This is a genomic window from Pseudarthrobacter naphthalenicus (assembly GCF_029076445.1).
Taxonomy (GTDB): Bacteria; Actinomycetota; Actinomycetes; order Actinomycetales; family Micrococcaceae; genus Arthrobacter; species Arthrobacter naphthalenicus.
The window spans coordinates 25,740-41,701 of record NZ_JARESG010000005.1; the positions used below are offsets into that span (position 1 = coordinate 25,740).

Consider the following 15,962-nt stretch of genomic DNA (forward strand, 5'->3'; position numbering starts at 1 on the left):
GCATGTCCGCATTTCGCTCACACGGGCGCGGACACCTCAACGGTCCCGTCGTGGTGATTGGCACCGGCCTGCTTGGCACCAGCATCGGGCTGGGACTGCGGGGACGGGGGGTGCCGGTATTCCTCTCGGACCCCTCGCCCACCAACCAGGCTGTTGCGGTGGACATCGGTGCGGGCCAGCCGTTGGGCATGCTTGACGGCGGGACACCGGAGCTTGTGGTGGTGGCCGCGCCGCCGGACGTAACGGCTTCCGTGGTGGCGCAGGCGCTGACTGACTACCCGGATTCCGTAGTAGTGGACATCGCCAGCGTCAAAGCCGCCATCCTGGCGGAACTGCAGGCGAGCGGGGCGGACATGTCCCGCTACGTAGGTACGCATCCAATGGCGGGCCGCGAAAAGTCCGGTCCCGTGGCGGCCCGCGGCGAGCTGTTCACCTCCATGCCGTGGGTGGTTTGTCCGGGCCCCGATTCATCGGCAGACGCCGTGCAGACGGCGCGTTCGCTGGCAACCGATCTCGGCGCGGTAGTTTCGGAATTCACGGCTGACGAGCACGACCAGGCCGTGGCCCTCGTCTCGCACCTGCCCCAGATCATGTCTTCGTTGCTGGCCAGCCAACTCCAGGGGACACCGCTGCACGCGCTGTCCCTCGCCGGCAACGGCCTGCGGGACGTTACGCGCATCGCCGCCAGCGACCCCACGCTGTGGGTCCAGATCCTCGGCGGCAACGCCGCGAAAGTGGTGGAGATCCTCTACGGTGTCCGGGAGGACCTGAACCGGCTGATCGGCACCTTGGAGCAACCCTTGGCGCCGGGTGCCAGACTGGATCTGGCCCAACTCATCAGCGAAGGCAACGCCGGGCAGGCCCGCATCCCGGGCAAGCACGGCGGACCGCCGCAGGCGTACACCTGGCTGACGGTCCTCGTTGACGACAGGCCTGGCCAGATCGCCAGGCTCCTTACCGAAATCGGTGAGGTCGGCGTCAACGTGGAAGACCTGAGGCTGGACCATTCGTCCGGGCAGAACGTGGGAATGGTGGAACTCTCCGTACTGCCGAACAAGCACGACCACCTGATCGAAGCACTCAACGACCGCGGATGGCGGGTACTGCAGTAATGACACAGGAACTTCTTGACACCGTGCCGGCCTTGCGCGTCGGCAGGCCACTGGTGGTGGCCATTGACGGGCCCTCCGGCTCGGGAAAATCCAGTGTCAGCAGGGAAGTGGCCCGCAGGCTGCACCTCGCCTACCTGGACACGGGCGCCATGTACCGTGCCCTCACGTGGTTCTGCGTCTCCGGCGGCATCGACCTCACGGACGCCGCAGCCGTGGAGCAGGCGGCCCGGGACCTCGTCCTGGACCTGAGCACCACACCCCAGGCGGAATACGTTCGCGTGGACGGGACCGACGTTACCGACGCCATTCGCGAGCCCGCCATTTCGTCGGCGGTCAGCGCGGTGGCCACCACACTGGGCGCACGGACCGAACTGATCCGCAGGCAGCGTGAGCTCATCGAAAAGCACCACCGCCGCATGGTGGTGGAAGGGCGGGACATCACCACCGTCGTCGCGCCCGGCGCCGAGGTCCGCATGCTGCTGACCGCCAGCGAGGAAGCACGGCTCCGCCGCCGCGGTATCCAACTGGGCGGCACCCAGAACGCGGAGCAACTCGCCGCCCAAGTCACGCAGCGCGATGCGAGGGACTCCACGGTGGTGAACTTCACGCAGGCCGCCGACGGTGTGGTCACACTCGATTCATCAGATCTTGATTTCACGGAAACCGTTGACGCCGCCCTGGTGATCGTGACAAAGGTCCTCAACCGTGACTGAGCGCACCAAGGTTCCGTCCGGCCTGACCATGGCCTGGAGCCGGCCTGTCGGCTGGCTCCTGGATCACGTGGTGTACCGGACCTCTGTCACCGGCAAGCACAACGTGCCCACGGGCGGACCGGTTATTTTTGCCGGCAACCACATCAGCTTCCTGGACGGGCCGGTGATGTTCGGCGCGTCTCCGCGCGCCATGCACATCCTCGTCAAGAAGGAGATGTTCAAAGGCTTCCTGGGCCGGGTGCTGCGCGCTTCCGGCCAGCTCCCGGTGGACCGTTCCGGGGACCGGGCAGCCCTGCTGCTGGGCAAGGATGTGCTCGAGGCCGGCCGCTGCATCGGGATTCTGCCGGAAGGTACCCGGGGGAGCGGTCAGGCGTTGGACATCAACAACGGGGTCGCCTGGCTGGCACTGAACTCGGGAGCGCCCGTGGTCCCGGTGGCGATTTTGGGCACCAGGACCGGCAGCGAACACCTCGACACCGTACCCAGGCCCGGGCGGCGTTTCCACGTCAGCTTCGGCAATGCGCTGACCCTGAGCCGCAACCCCGGCGAAACGGGCCGTGCTTCAATGGACAGGGCGGGATTGGAAATCCGCGCTGCGCTGGCGGGGCACGTCCAGGACACCATCAAACACAGTGGGCAGCCCCTGCCCCACGCGGATTCCCGCACGAACTTCACAGCAGTAGCCGGGACGCCGGCAGATGACCACTTAAGGAAAGTGCAATGAGCGATACGACTCAAACCTCCGGCCCCTCCGGCGCCGGCGAAGATGAATACACGCCCTCCGGCACGGACCATGTGGCCGAGCGGCTGGCAGCCATCGGCGACGACGAGGCGGAGCTCCGTGCCGCCTCGCTCCGGGCCGGGCTGGCCGACTACGACCTCGATGAGGACGATGCCGCCCTGCTGAGCGGCGACTACGACGACGAGGACTTCGACGGTCCGGTCAAGCTCGACCCCGTCCTGGCCATCATCGGACGGCCGAACGTGGGCAAGTCCACACTGGTGAACCGCATCCTGGGCCGCCGCGAAGCCGTGGTGGAGGACACCCCCGGTGTCACCCGCGACCGCGTGATGTACTCGGCGCACTGGAACGGGCGCAACTTCACCCTCGTGGACACCGGCGGGTGGGAGCACGATGCCCGCGGCATCCACGCCCGCGTGGCCGAACAGGCCGAAATGGCAGTGGAACTCGCGGATGCCGTCCTTTTTGTCGTCGATTCGGCGGTGGGCGCCACAGCCACCGACGAGGGCGTTATGAAGATGCTGCGCCGCAGCAAGAAGCCGGTCATCATGGTGGCCAACAAGGTGGACGACTTCGCCCAGGAGGCGGATTCCGCCGCCCTGTGGGGCCTTGGCTTCGGCGAGCCGTACCCTGTCTCGGCCCTGCACGGCCGCGGCGTGGCGGACCTCCTGGACCACGTCATGGACACCCTGCCGGAGTTCTCCACCATTGAGGGCCTGGAACGCTCCGGCGGCCCCCGCCGAATCGCACTGATCGGCCGGCCCAACGTGGGTAAGTCCTCACTGCTGAACAAACTGGCCGGTTCGGAGCGCGTGGTGGTGGACAACACTGCGGGAACCACCAGGGACCCCGTGGATGAGTTCATTGAACTGGGCGACCGCACCTGGCGGTTTGTGGATACCGCCGGCATCCGGCGTCGGCAGCACATGGCACAGGGTGCGGACTACTACGCCTCCCTCCGGACGCAGGCTGCGCTCGAGAAGGCGGAAGTCGCCGTCGTTCTCCTGGCCGTTGACGAGGTGCTCAGTGAGCAGGATGTCCGCATCCTGCAGCTGGCCATCGAGTCCGGCCGCGCGCTGGTGCTGGCCTTCAACAAGTGGGACCTGCTCGACGACGAACGCCGCACCTACCTGGAACGCGAAATCGAACAGGACCTGGCCCACGTTGCCTGGGCTCCGCGGGTGAACATTTCGGCCCTGACCGGCTGGCACAAGGACCGTCTGGTTCCCGCCCTTGACCTGGCCCTGGAGAGCTGGGACAAGCGAATTCCCACCGGCCGGCTCAACGCCTTCCTCGGCGAACTCGTGGCAGCCCACCCCCACCCGGTCCGCGGCGGTAAGCAGCCGCGCATCCTCTTCGGCACGCAGGCATCAAGCCGGCCGCCCAAGTTCGTGCTGTTCACCACCGGATTCCTGGACCCCGGCTACCGCCGCTTCATCACCCGCAGGCTGCGTGAGACCTTCGGTTTCGAAGGCACACCCATCGAGGTCAACATGCGCGTGCGCGAAAAGCGCGGTAAGCAGCGTTAATTACGACACACCGGAGACGTGTGGGTGGCAAAGTGTCACCGACACCCTCCGGGATCGTGTAAGCTTTTCAAGGTGGTTCGGCCGGACTGCTGAGTTGAAATCCCGGGTAACGCCGGGGAGTAAACGCAGCGGAGAACGGCGGAACTAACGGGCTGTAGCGCAGCTTGGTAGCGCACTTGACTGGGGGTCAAGGGGTCGCAGGTTCAAATCCTGTCAGCCCGACCATGAAGGGCCGTTTTCCGGTAACAACCGGAAAACGGCCCTTTTGCGTTGATCCGGCGGTCCTTACCTCACGTAGACGGTGTAGTGGACGTGGCCTTGGCCGTCCCAGTATCGGGAGTCCCAATTACGGTGGTGGCCGTGACGGTCATTTCCCCAGCAGTCGTAGCCGTCTTCGTCGTAACCGTCCTTGTCATAGCGGCCGTGGCCATTGTGGTCATAGCCGTGATCCTTGTGATCGTTGTGATAGGACGAACCACGGTAGGTATCTCCTGACCGGTCGCTGGCAGAGGCGGCGGTGGCAGTCAGGGCTGCACCGCTGAAAGCCAGGCCGGCAGCAACGAGGGTGGAGCCGAATAAGCGGGTTACTTTGTTCATTGGATTTTCCCAACATCATCGGTTAACAGATGCCCGCAGAACAGGTGTCAGGGATGCAGGCACTGGCCGTCGTCGGCGCGGTGCACGCCCTTGTTGACTCGCCTGTCTACGGTTGTCTCTCAAGGCCTTGGGTGCATCGGCGCTGCCCTTCCGCCTAACGCTGCCCAAGGCTGCTTGAGGGTGCCAACGCCCGCGCCAACGGAACCCTGTTTACCCCCGGGTTCGGAATCGACGGGGCGCTGTGGGTGATGTGAATACACAGTTGGCCTGAATAGGCACTGAACTGAGCATGAATGCCGTTCTCAGGACCTTCAATACTCCAGTTTTCGTCCAGCCCGTGATCATTTTGGGGGGACGTGAGAATCAGCTTACTCAGCTGGTTCCAAGGTGGGAAGACTCCGCGTTTTGTTAAGTGAACAATCCTGCAGGGCGGCAATCTTCTGCACGCCGCCTCTGCTACTTCAGGAACTTGGAGGTCCTGCGGTCCGCCAGGATCTTGCCGTGCGTCTGGCACGTGGGGCAGTATTGCAGGGCCGTGTCAGCGAACGACACTTCCCGGACGGTATCCCCGCAGACCGGGCATGCCTCCCCGGTCCGGGCATGGACCCGCATATGGCTGCGCTTGACGTCCTTGAGTTCGCTGGGAGGCTTCCCCGCGGCCTCGGCCAAAGCCGTGCCGAGAATGGAATGGATGGCGCCGTACAGAACCTGCACGGTACCGCGGTCCAACGACTTGGCGATCGCAAAGGGCGAAATCCTGGCTGCGTGCAGTATCTCGTCACTGTAGGCATTGCCTATCCCGGCGATGACGCTTTGGCTCCTGAGAAGGCCTTTGATCTGCTGGGAACTGGATCCGAGTAGTTCAGCCAGCGCGTCGGCGTCGAAAGCCGCGCTGAAGGGGTCCGGGCCCAGGGCGGCGATTCCCGGAACGTCCTGCGGATCGCGCACCACATAAACGGCAAGGCTCTTCTTCGTCCCGGCCTCGGTGAGGTCGATGCCGTGACGGCCGCGGGGGCCGTCGAAAGTGATCCTCGCGGCGATGTGGCTTTTGCCAAGCCGCAACTGCGTGTCGGTGGGGGAATCAGTGAAACGGACCCAGCCGGCCCGCGCAAGATGGAAAACGAGGGACGGTCCGTCGGTGTCAATGCAGATGAACTTTCCGAACCGCCGCACGCCGGCAACAGTGCTTCCCTCCAGCGCCGTGTAAGGCGGATCGGCGGTCTTCAGAACGGCGAACGACACGATCTGGACCTTCTGCACCCTCGATCCGCGCAGATGTTCATCCAGGAATCCGGCCAGGCCGGCAACCTCGGGCAGTTCGGGCATGGGACTACAGACCGGCAGCCGGCAGATGGGGGAGGGCGCGCAGGGGGAACCAACCGGCCTTCGCCCTCAGGCTCAGCAGGGCGCCACCGCCAAAGATGATCCGCGGAGCCCCATATCGCTTTTCCCGGGTGTTGCCCGTGCCTGTGATCCCATGCGTCCCATCATGTCAGAATCACCCTCGAACGCCCGAGGACTTGTGCCTATACTTTCAGCGGCGGCTTGTTTCCCAGGCCCCGTTGACATTGGTGATTGACCCGATGAAAGGCCCCTGATGAGCAACATTCCCGAAGACCTGTCCTACACCGCCGAACATGAGTGGGTCACCGCACCGAACGCCGACGGCGTCGTCCGGGTGGGCATTACCGACTTCGCCCAGGACGCACTCGGTGACGTTGTCTACGCGCAGATGCCCGAAGCCGGCAGCAAGGTCACCGCCAATGAGGTCGTGGGCGAAGTCGAATCCACCAAGAGCGTCAGCGACATCTATGCCCCGGTGAGCGGGGAAGTGGTCGCCCGCAACGAATCCCTCGACACCGACTCGGCGCTGATCAACACGGATCCGTACGGTGACGGCTGGCTGATCGAGATCAAGCTCGCCGAAGCGGACGCCGTGGACTCCTTGCTCAGTGCATCGGAGTACGAACAGCAGGTAGGCTGAACATAACGGGTTAATCCGGTCCGGCCAGCAGGCGTCTTCGCACGTCAATGGCCGGATGGGACCCGCGTCGAAACCGCGCGTATCCCGCGGGAAATGTTGAGTGCAGTCGTGTGAGCTGCAGCGAAAGAGGAGGAAGCCATGGTTGGCCACAAGAAGGACCATGCCGAAGGCGATTACGGCACAGGTGCGGCCAGGGCTTCGGAGACCACCTCGATCCATCTCACCCCCGTCACCGATGAGCCCATCATTGCCCCCAGGCTCTCCACCGAGGAGCGGCTGTCGGTCGAGGCCCTGCCTGCCGGATCCGCTCTGCTGGTTGCCCACAGCGGACCGAATGCAGGCGCCCGCTTCCTGCTGGATTCCGACGTCACCACCGCTGGCCGGCACCCGGATGCGGACATCTTCCTCGACGATGTCACCGTTTCGCGCCGGCACGTGGAATTCCGCCGCACGCCCCGCAGCTTCGAAGTTGTGGACACGGGCAGCCTCAACGGGACGTATGTCAATCATGACCGGGTTGACAGTGTGGAGCTGAAGTCCGGGAACGAAGTTCAGATCGGCAAGTTCCGCCTCACCTTCTACCTGAGCCCTGCCCGCGCAGCAGGCCGCGCCTGATTCAGGAACACTTGTCTGTGGCCATGGCCCAACCGGAACGCCGGGGACCCCACGTCCTGAACATTGGGGAAGTCCTCGCACAACTCAGCGCCGACTTTCCCGGGATGAGCGCGTCGAAAATCAGGTTCCTGGAGGAAAAGGGACTCATCAATCCGCGCCGGACCCCTGCGGGCTACCGGCAATACGCTGAGAGCGATGTTGAGCGCCTGCGCTTTGTGCTGGCCCTGCAACGCGACCAGTACCTTCCCCTCAAAGTCATCAAGGACTACCTTGACGCCATTGACAGGGGAGAGCGCCCCGAAAACCTGCCTCCCGGCGTCGTGGTCTCGCCCAGGATCGTCTCCGACGAACTTGCAGCGGAGCTCCAAAACCGGGGGCGTAAATTTAGCGAGGAACAGCTGCGGGCGGAGTCCGGAGCGAGCGTCCCGCTCCTCCAGTCGCTGCTCAGCTTCGGGCTCATCAGCCACAGCCACGGCAAGTTTGATGAGCATGCGCTCCAGGTAGCCAGGGCATGCGTGCAGTTGGAGGGCCACGGCCTCGAGCCGCGCCACCTGCGCCCGTTCCAGGCCGCCGCGGAACGCGAATTCGGGCTCGTGGAGCGGGCGGTTGCCCCCTTGGCGTCCCGTCGCGATTCCGCTTCACAGGCGCGGGCGGCAGAAGCAGCCCGCGAAATTTCCGACCTTTGCCTGATCCTGCACCGGGCCCTGGTGCAGGACCGCATCTCGCGGATGGACATCTGATGATCGAAGTCGAGATCGTAGGCGTTCGCATCGAACTGCCCTCCAACCAGCCGCTGGTCCTCCTGCGCGAGATTCACGGTGAACGCCACGTGCCCATTTGGATCGGGACGCCGGAAGCCAGTGCCATTGCCCTGGCCCAGCAAGGGGTCGTCCCGCCGCGGCCCATGACCCACGACCTTCTCGTGGACGTTGTGGAGTCCCTGGGGCATTCAGTTGTCAGCGTGAACATCGTGGCTGTGGAGGACAACATCTTCTATGGCCAGCTCCAGTTCGAGAACGGCACTACCGTCAGTTCCCGGGCCTCGGATGCGTTGGCCATCGCGCTGCGGGCCAAGTGCCGGATCTGGTGTGCTGACTCGGTCATGGATGAAGCCGGAGTGCGCATCACGGAACACGACGAGGGTGAGGACACCGAGCCTGGCCCCACCGTGGATGAAGAGCGGGAACTGCGGCGCTTCCGGGAGTTCCTGGACGACGTGGAACCCGAGGATTTTGACGGCTGAGGCGTCATTAAGGTTAAAGTTGAGGCTGAAACTTCCGACACGCTTTCGCGATCGGTCCTAGGTCTTTGACCTGCGGCCCGCGCGGGCCTAACGTCGAAGGTATCAAGCTCCCATTGCTTACAGCAGCCGCGCAAGTCACACTGTAAAAGTACGACCCCCGCGAATTGCACGTATGGACTTCATACGTGCACTGGCTGATGCAGTGGTCCCCGGGAGCTTATACGAAGGAGGATCCAGGTGAGTCCCAAAGGCGAAGCGGGCGGACTGAAGCAGCCCACAACGGCTGGTGTTGCTGTGCCCGCGAGCGGTGCCCAGGGCCTCCTGTTTACCGAAGACCTCCCTGTCCTTGACGAAGACGCAGGCTACCGCGGCCCTACGGCCTGCAAAGCCGCGGGCATCACGTACCGTCAGTTGGACTACTGGGCCAGGACCGGGCTGGTTGAACCTGCCGTCCGCGGGGCCGCCGGCTCCGGCTCGCAGCGACTTTATGGTTTCCGGGACATCCTGGTACTCAAGGTGGTCAAGCGACTGCTGGATACCGGCGTGTCCCTTCAGCAGATCCGCTCGGCCGTGGAACACCTGCGCGAACGCGGGGTGGAGGACCTGGCGCAAATCACGCTCATGAGCGACGGCGCGAGCGTCTACGAGTGCACCTCCGCCGATGAAGTCATTGACCTTGTCCAGGGCGGCCAGGGTGTCTTCGGCATCGCCGTGGGACGCGTGTGGCGCGAAGTCGAGGGGAGCCTGGCGTCGCTGCCAAGCGAGCACGCGGCCGTGCAGTCCTTTCCCGACGACGAGCTGAGCAAACGGCGCGCGGCGCGCAAAATCAGCTGACCTCAGACACACGGAAAAGGCAACCCCGGCCTGAAATGCTCAGGCGGGGGTTGCCTTTTCTGTATCGGGGATAGCCTCCGGCAGGCTCAGCGCTGGGTCCGGTTGCGCAACCCGCTGCCGGCCGCGAGGAGGTTGGCCAGCAGGGCATCAAAAAGGGCCGCCGACGTTTTGGCTGACTCTCCCGGCCAGTGGTGCACGGGGTGGGCGGCCCCCTGGATCTGCTGCCAGTTTGCCTGCTCGGGAATGCGGGGGCTCAGCAGCAAGTCCCCGAACATCGACTCCATCTCGGCAAGCCGGTAGGTGTGTTCGGACGAACCGGTGCGCACCCGGTTGGCGACAATGCCCGCGGGTGAGAGGTTGGGCGCGAATTCCTGCTTGAAGAGCTGGATGGCGCGCATGGTCCGCTCCGTGCCGGCCACGGAAAACAGCCCGGGCTCGGCCACGAGCGCCACCTTGTCACTTGCGGACCAGGCCATTCGGGTCAGTCCGTTCAGGGAGGGCGGGCAGTCTATCAGGACCAGGTCATAACGGTCGGCGCCGGCAAGGACTGAGGACAGCCGGCGGAGATCGCGGCGGCCCAGGTCCGGGCGATCGTAGATACCCGTATAGGCGGAGCCCACGGCGACGTCCAGGATGGCCGGCCCGGACCCGTTTGATTGGGCCCGCGCGGTCCAGGAACTGCCCGCCACGTTCTCAGCCAGTTTGGCCCGGCGGGGGCTCTTGAGCATTCTGCCGATATCCAGCTGCTCACCGGGCTGGACGCCGAGGGCAGTGGTCGCATCTGCGTGGGGATCCAGATCCACCACCAGTGTGGGAATGCCCGCGGCAAGCGCCGCAGACGCCAATCCTGTGGTGACGGAAGTCTTGCCGACTCCGCCCTTGAGGCTGCTGATGCTGACTACTTGCACTTGTGAGACCAAAACCTAACGCCGGATGCCGTGTTGGGGGTAATGTTTGCTCCGGCAGTGCCGAAGCCGGGCGGCCCCTGCCGCCGTAATCATCATATGTGGCCAGGCCGGTGAATTCCGCCTTATGCGAAACCGGCACGGCTATATGGTCCGCCCCGCGGACCGCATCCGGGAGCATCCGTCGATTCGTACGGGACATGACGGAAGTTTCTGTGACAGTGACCACAATGATTTGTGTTTCCCGGCACAGGTCTTAGACACTGTCACAACCTACCGATACACCCGCGATGATGCAGGAGAAGTATGTTTTCCAAGATTCTGGTGGCCAACCGCGGCGAAATCGCGATCAGGGCCTTCCGCGCCGGCTACGAGCTGGGCGCCAAGACCGTTGCTGTCTTTCCCAACGAGGACCGCAACTCGATCCACCGCCAGAAAGCCGATGAGGCGTATCTGATCGGCGAAGAGGGGCACCCCGTCCGGGCCTACCTGGATGTCGCCGAGGTAGTGCGGGTAGCCAAGGAATCGGGGGCCGACGCCATCTACCCCGGGTACGGATTCCTCTCGGAAAACCCCGACCTGGCCCGCGCCGCCAAGGACGCAGGCATTACCTTCGTCGGTCCGCCGGCGGAGGTGCTGGAGCTGGCCGGCAACAAGGTGGCAGCCCTGAAGGCCGCGCGCGATGCCGGCGTTCCGGTCCTTAAGTCGAGCGAACCGTCCAAGGACGTTGATGAACTGATCGCGGCCGCTGACGAGATCGGCTTCCCCATCTTCGCCAAGGCCGTTGCCGGCGGCGGCGGCCGCGGCATGCGCCGGGTGGACACACGCGAGGCCCTGCCGGAGGCACTTCAGGCGGCGATGCGCGAAGCCGATGCGGCATTCGGCGATCCCACGATGTTCCTGGAGCAGGCAGTACTCCGGCCCCGGCACATTGAGGTGCAGATCCTGGCCGACGCCGAGGGGAACGTCATGCACCTGTTCGAGCGTGACTGCTCCATCCAGCGCCGCCACCAGAAGGTCATCGAGATCGCGCCCGCGCCCAACCTCGACGAGGGGATCCGCCAGGCGCTCTACCGCGACGCCGTGAAATTCGCCAAGGCCCTGAACTACGTCAACGCCGGAACCGTCGAATTCCTCGTCGACACCGTGGGCGAACGCGCCGGGCAGCACGTCTTCATTGAAATGAACCCCCGCATCCAGGTGGAGCACACCGTCACCGAGGAAGTGACCGACGTCGACCTGGTGCAGGCACAGCTGCGGATCGCATCGGGCGAAACCCTTGCGGACCTCGGCCTGTCCCAGGAGACGGTCAAGCTCCGGGGCGCCGCGCTGCAGTGCCGTATCACCACCGAGGACCCCGCCAACGGCTTCCGGCCCGACGTCGGGAAGATCACCGGTTACCGCTCCGCCGGCGGCGCGGGGGTACGGCTCGACGGCGGCACCGTGTACTCGGGTGCCGAGATCAGCCCGCACTTCGACTCCATGCTGGTGAAACTGAGCTGCCGTGGCCGCGACTACCCGGCGGCCGTGGCCCGTGCCCGCCGTGCACTCGCCGAATTCCGCATCCGTGGCGTGTCCACCAACATCTCGTTCCTGCAGGCCGTGTTGGACGATCCCGACTTCATTGCCGGGAATGTGGCCACCAACTTCATTGACGAGCGTCCGCAGCTCCTGAAGGCCAGGGTCTCCGCTGACCGCGGTACCAAGCTGCTGACCTGGCTGGCCGAAGTGACTGTGAACAAGCCCAACGGCGAACTCACCGTGCATTCGGATCCGGCCGCCAAGCTGCCAGCCGTGACTGACCTGCAGCCCGCCCCGGGCTCCCGCCAGCGGCTGCAGGATCTCGGCCCGGAAGGTTTCGCCAAGGCCCTGCGGGAGCAGACGGCCGTTGCGGTCACCGACACCACCTTCCGCGACGCCCACCAGTCGCTCCTTGCTACCCGCGTACGGACCCGCGACCTCGTGGCAGCAGGCCCGGCAGTGACCGCGCTGCTGCCCGAACTCCTGTCCGTTGAAGCCTGGGGCGGCGCCACCTACGATGTAGCACTGCGCTTCCTGGGCGAGGATCCCTGGGACCGGCTGGCGGCCCTCCGGAAGGCGCTGCCCAACGTCTGCCTGCAGATGCTGCTGCGCGGACGGAACACGGTCGGCTACACGCCGTACCCGGAGGAAGTGACCGAGGCCTTCGTCAACGAAGCAGCGGCCACCGGCATCGACATCTTCCGCATCTTTGACGCGCTCAATGACGTGAACCAGATGGCGCCTGCCATCCGCGCAGTCCGGGCCACCGGAACGGCAGTGGCGGAGGTAGCCCTGTGCTACACCGGCGACCTGCTGAACCCGGACGAGAAGCTCTACACCCTGGACTACTACCTGGAGCTCGCGCAGCGGATTGTCGACGCCGGCGCCCACATCCTGGCCATCAAGGATATGGCCGGCCTGCTCAGGCCGGCCGCGGCAGCCAAGCTGGTGGCCGCCCTGCGCGAGCGGTTCGACCTTCCGGTCCACCTCCACACCCACGACACGGCGGGCGGCCAGCTTGCCACCCTGCTGGCGGCAGTTGACGCCGGCGTGGACGCCGTGGATGTTGCATCCGCTTCGCTGGCCGGCACCACCAGCCAGGTATCGGCCTCCGCCCTGGTCGCGGCACTGGCCCACACCCCGCGGGACACCGGCCTGGACCTGGATGCGGTCAGCTCCCTGGAACCGTACTGGGAGGCCGTGCGCCGCGTCTACGCGCCGTTCGAATCAGGCCTGCCGGGACCCACTGGCCGGGTCTACAAGCATGAGATCCCGGGCGGCCAGCTGTCCAACCTGCGGCAGCAGGCAATGGCGCTGGGACTGGGGGAGCGCTTCGAAGCGATCGAGGACATGTACACCGCCGCGGACCGTATCCTCGGCCGCCTGGTCAAGGTCACGCCGTCGTCGAAGGTGGTGGGCGATCTTGCCCTGCACCTGGTGGGACTCAACGCGGATCCGGCGGACTTCAACGAGAACCCGCAAAACTATGACATCCCGGACTCCGTGATCGGGTTCCTGTCCGGCGAACTCGGTGACCCGCCCGGAGGCTGGCCCGAACCGTTCCGTACCAAGGCGCTGCAGGGCCGCAGCATCAAGGTCCGCGACGCGGAGCTCAGCCCTGAGGACAGCGCCGCGCTCAAGGGAGACTCCAAGACGCGGCAGGTCACCCTGAACCGGCTGCTCTTCGACGGCCCCACCAAGGACTACCTCAAGAGCGTGGAGACCTACGGCAACATCTCGGTACTGGACACGCGCGATTACCTGTACGGCCTGCAACGGGGCGCGGAGCACGAGATCCAGCTGGAAAAGGGCGTCCGGCTGATTGCCTCGCTGGAAGCCGTCTCGGAGCCCGACGAAAAGGGCATGCGGACCGTAATGTGTACGCTCAACGGGCAGTCACGCCCCGTCGTTGTCCGCGACCGCTCGGTGGTCAGCAACGTCAAGGCCGCCGAGAAGGCCGATCCGGCGCAGCCGGGCCACGTTGCGGCGCCGTTCGCCGGTGCTGTCACGGTAACCGTCAAGGCCGGGGACGCGGTGAAGGCCGGGGACACCGTGGCCACGATCGAAGCGATGAAGATGGAGGCATCCATCACGACGCCGGTGGGCGGCAAGGTCTCACGCCTCGCCATTTCCGCGGTGGAGCAGGTCCAAGGCGGAGACCTCCTCCTGGTCGTCGAGTAACACCACCTAAACCAACGCGGGGTCACTTCCCGCCCAATAAACTCAGTTTCTCGGGCGGGAAGTGACCCCGCGTTGGTTGTTTCAGGTTTGCGGCTCAGTCGCGGGGTGCGCCGTACATTTCCTCAATGACTGTCTCGAAGTCCTTCATGACCTGGGCACGCTTCACCTTCATGGAAGGGGTCAGGTGACCGGACGCCTCCGTAAAGTCGGCCGCGACAATCCGGAAGGACTTGATGGCTTCTGCCTGGGACACCGAGTTGTTGGCCTGCGTAATAAGGTCCTGCACGGCGGCCTTCACCACAGGGTTCCCGGCTGCCTCCTCAAGGCTGGTGGACTCAGGCAGCCCGTGGCGCTGCAGCCAGCCGGGAAGAGCTTCCTGGTCGAGGGTCACCAGGGCGCCGATGAAGGGCCTGTTGTCACCGACAACCAGGACCTGCGAGACCAGGGCGTCCGCGCGGATCTGATCCTCCAGGAGGGCCGGAATGACGTTCTTGCCGCCGGCCGTGACGATGATTTCCTTCTTCCGGCCCGTGATCCACAGGAAGCCGTTCTCATCCAGCTTTCCGATATCGCCGGTGCGGAACCAGCCGTCGCTGAAGGTTTCGGCCATCAGGTCCTCACGCCGGTAGTAGCCGCGCATAACGCAGACGCCCTTGGCGAGGATTTCGCCGTCGTCGGCAATTTTGACCGCGTTGCCCGGCAGGGGCTTGCCCACCGACCCGATTTTGATAAGGGCAGGGGTATTCACGGTGATGGGGGCCGTGGTCTCCGTGAGGCCGTAGCCCTCCAGGATCTGCAGGCCGATGCCCTGGAAGAAGTGGCCAAGCCGTTCCCCCAGCGGTCCGCCGCCGGATACCGCATGGGCCACATTCCCGCCCATGGCGGCACGCAGCTTCCCGTAAACGAGTTTGTCGAACAGGGCGTGCCTGAGCTTGAGACCCAAGCCCACGTGTCCTGCCTGGCGTGCCTTGGAGAACGCGATAGCTGTCTCGCTGGCCTTGTGGAAGATGGCGCCCTTGCCGCCGTCCTCCGCCTTGGTCAGGGCCGAGTTGTAGACCTTCTCGAACACCCGGGGCACCGCCAGGATGAACGTGGGCTGATAGCTCTGCAGGTCAGCGAGAAGGTTCTTGATGTCCGGCGTGTGGGCCACGGTGGCTCCGGCCGCCACAGCGAGGACCGAGATGAACCGCGCGAACACGTGTGCCAGCGGCAGGAACATGATGGTCTTGGCCTGCTCGTTGACGACGTCGCCGAGGATCGCCAGCGTGTTGTCGGAGAGCTCCACGAAGTTTCCGTGGGTGAGCTCGCAGCCCTTGGGCCGACCGGTGGTGCCGGAGGTGTAGATGATGGTGGCTACGTCGCTAAGTTTGGCGGACGTCCGGCGCTCCTCGAGGTCGGCGTCGCTGACATCCCGGCCCGCTTCGCGAACCGCGTCCAGTCCGGCGCCTTCGAGCTGCCAGACGTGCTGCAGCGCAGTGAGGCCCTCAGAATTGGCGGCCTGGCGGATGATGTCCTCGTGGTGGGCCGACTCGCCGAAGGCTGCAACGGCACCCGAGTCCCCGAGGTTCCAGGCAACCTGTGATGGCGACGACGTTTCGTAGATCGGCACGGACACGGCCCCGGCAAACCAGATGGCGAAGTCAACGAGTGCCCATTCGTAGCGTGTGCGGGACATGATGCCCACCCGGTCTCCGGGACCCACGCCACTTGCGATCAGACCCTTGGCCAGCGCGGAGACGTCTGCGAGGAACTCCTTTGCGGAGATGTCCTGCCAGGCGCCTGCGGAATTGAGCCGCGAGAACAGTGCCGGGTTGCTGGGCTTGGCTGCCTGCCGCAGCACCAGATCGGTGGTGTTGGTTTCCGGGGGGACAACAACCATTGGCGGAACGCTGAATTCTCGCACTATAGCTCCTTTGATATCCGTGGACCCGCGCAGGGTGTCCCTAAAGACTAGTACGCCCGCAACGTGGTCGTGCAGTCACAAAC

The 15,962-nt window shown here is 65.0% G+C and carries 14 protein-coding genes and 1 tRNA gene; 11 read left to right on the plus strand and 4 right to left on the minus strand.

Going from position 1 to position 15,962, the window contains the following annotated elements; all coding sequences use genetic code 11:
* Positions 1–2: 2 nt before the first annotated feature.
* The 5 genes from PY310_RS06490 to PY310_RS06510 all read left to right on the plus strand — a co-directional run bounded on the left by PY310_RS06490 (position 3) and on the right by PY310_RS06510 (position 4,321).
* The gene (locus tag PY310_RS06490; RefSeq protein ID WP_275213513.1) at positions 3–1,112 is read left to right on the plus strand and encodes a prephenate dehydrogenase; all 1,110 of its coding nucleotides are present in this window, start codon (positions 3–5) and stop codon (positions 1,110–1,112) included.
* On the plus strand, positions 1,112–1,825 hold the full coding sequence (cmk, locus tag PY310_RS06495; RefSeq protein ID WP_275213514.1) for a (d)CMP kinase: 714 nt from the start codon (positions 1,112–1,114) through the stop codon (positions 1,823–1,825). Before PY310_RS06490 ends, cmk begins: the two co-directional genes overlap by 1 nt.
* A gap of 28 nt (positions 1,826–1,853) precedes the next feature.
* Positions 1,854–2,549 (plus strand): lysophospholipid acyltransferase family protein, encoded by a 696-nt coding sequence (locus tag PY310_RS06500; RefSeq protein WP_275213725.1) that lies wholly within the window; start codon positions 1,854–1,856, stop codon positions 2,547–2,549.
* Positions 2,546–4,096 carry a ribosome biogenesis GTPase Der gene (gene der / locus PY310_RS06505; protein WP_275213516.1) on the plus strand — a complete coding sequence of 517 codons (1,551 nt, stop codon included), beginning with the start codon at positions 2,546–2,548 and terminating at the stop codon, positions 4,094–4,096. Before PY310_RS06500 ends, der begins: the two co-directional genes overlap by 4 nt.
* 148 nt (positions 4,097–4,244) lie before the next feature.
* Positions 4,245–4,321, plus strand: a tRNA-Pro gene (locus tag PY310_RS06510).
* A 60-nt stretch (positions 4,322–4,381) separates the two neighbouring features.
* Here PY310_RS06510 and PY310_RS06515 read toward each other — a convergent pair.
* Together PY310_RS06515 and PY310_RS06520 are read right to left on the minus strand one after the other, a co-directional pair.
* On the minus strand, positions 4,382–4,693 hold the full coding sequence (locus PY310_RS06515) for a hypothetical protein (RefSeq protein ID WP_275213517.1): 312 nt from the start codon (positions 4,691–4,693) through the stop codon (positions 4,382–4,384).
* 456 nt (positions 4,694–5,149) lie between these two features.
* A complete protein-coding gene (locus PY310_RS06520) occupies positions 5,150–6,019 on the minus strand; it encodes an Fpg/Nei family DNA glycosylase (protein ID WP_275213518.1) in 870 nt (289 codons plus the stop codon).
* A 271-nt stretch (positions 6,020–6,290) separates the two neighbouring features.
* Here PY310_RS06520 and gcvH point away from each other — a divergent pair, with 271 nt between their 5' ends.
* The 5 genes from gcvH to PY310_RS06545 all read left to right on the plus strand — a co-directional run bounded on the left by gcvH (position 6,291) and on the right by PY310_RS06545 (position 9,369).
* Positions 6,291–6,677: a glycine cleavage system protein GcvH gene (gcvH, locus tag PY310_RS06525; protein WP_190988958.1), complete on the plus strand. Its 387-nt coding sequence runs from the start codon at positions 6,291–6,293 to the stop codon at positions 6,675–6,677.
* 138 nt (positions 6,678–6,815) lie between these two features.
* A complete protein-coding gene (locus PY310_RS06530) occupies positions 6,816–7,292 on the plus strand; it encodes an FHA domain-containing protein (RefSeq protein WP_275213520.1) in 477 nt (158 codons plus the stop codon).
* A gap of 23 nt (positions 7,293–7,315) precedes the next feature.
* The gene (gene ftsR / locus PY310_RS06535) at positions 7,316–8,032 is read left to right on the plus strand and encodes a transcriptional regulator FtsR (protein ID WP_275213521.1); all 717 of its coding nucleotides are present in this window, start codon (positions 7,316–7,318) and stop codon (positions 8,030–8,032) included.
* On the plus strand, positions 8,032–8,535 hold the full coding sequence (locus PY310_RS06540; RefSeq protein WP_066285823.1) for a bifunctional nuclease family protein: 504 nt from the start codon (positions 8,032–8,034) through the stop codon (positions 8,533–8,535). Before ftsR ends, PY310_RS06540 begins: the two co-directional genes overlap by 1 nt.
* A 237-nt stretch (positions 8,536–8,772) precedes the next feature.
* On the plus strand, positions 8,773–9,369 hold the full coding sequence (locus PY310_RS06545; RefSeq protein ID WP_275213523.1) for a MerR family transcriptional regulator: 597 nt from the start codon (positions 8,773–8,775) through the stop codon (positions 9,367–9,369).
* 86 nt (positions 9,370–9,455) lie between these two features.
* Here the strand turns inward: PY310_RS06545 and PY310_RS06550 are convergent, their stop codons facing one another.
* Positions 9,456–10,277, minus strand: a complete 822-nt coding sequence (locus PY310_RS06550) for a ParA family protein (protein WP_275213524.1) — start codon at positions 10,275–10,277, stop codon at positions 9,456–9,458.
* 303 nt (positions 10,278–10,580) lie between these two features.
* Here PY310_RS06550 and PY310_RS06555 point away from each other — a divergent pair, with 303 nt between their 5' ends.
* Positions 10,581–13,976, plus strand: coding sequence for a pyruvate carboxylase (locus PY310_RS06555; RefSeq protein ID WP_275213525.1), 3,396 nt, complete (start codon positions 10,581–10,583; stop codon positions 13,974–13,976).
* A gap of 94 nt (positions 13,977–14,070) precedes the next feature.
* On the opposite strand, the gene PY310_RS06560 is transcribed toward PY310_RS06555, so the two are convergent.
* Positions 14,071–15,879: an AMP-dependent synthetase/ligase gene (locus PY310_RS06560; protein ID WP_275213526.1), complete on the minus strand. Its 1,809-nt coding sequence runs from the start codon at positions 15,877–15,879 to the stop codon at positions 14,071–14,073.
* Between the last annotated feature and the right edge of the window lie 83 nt (positions 15,880–15,962).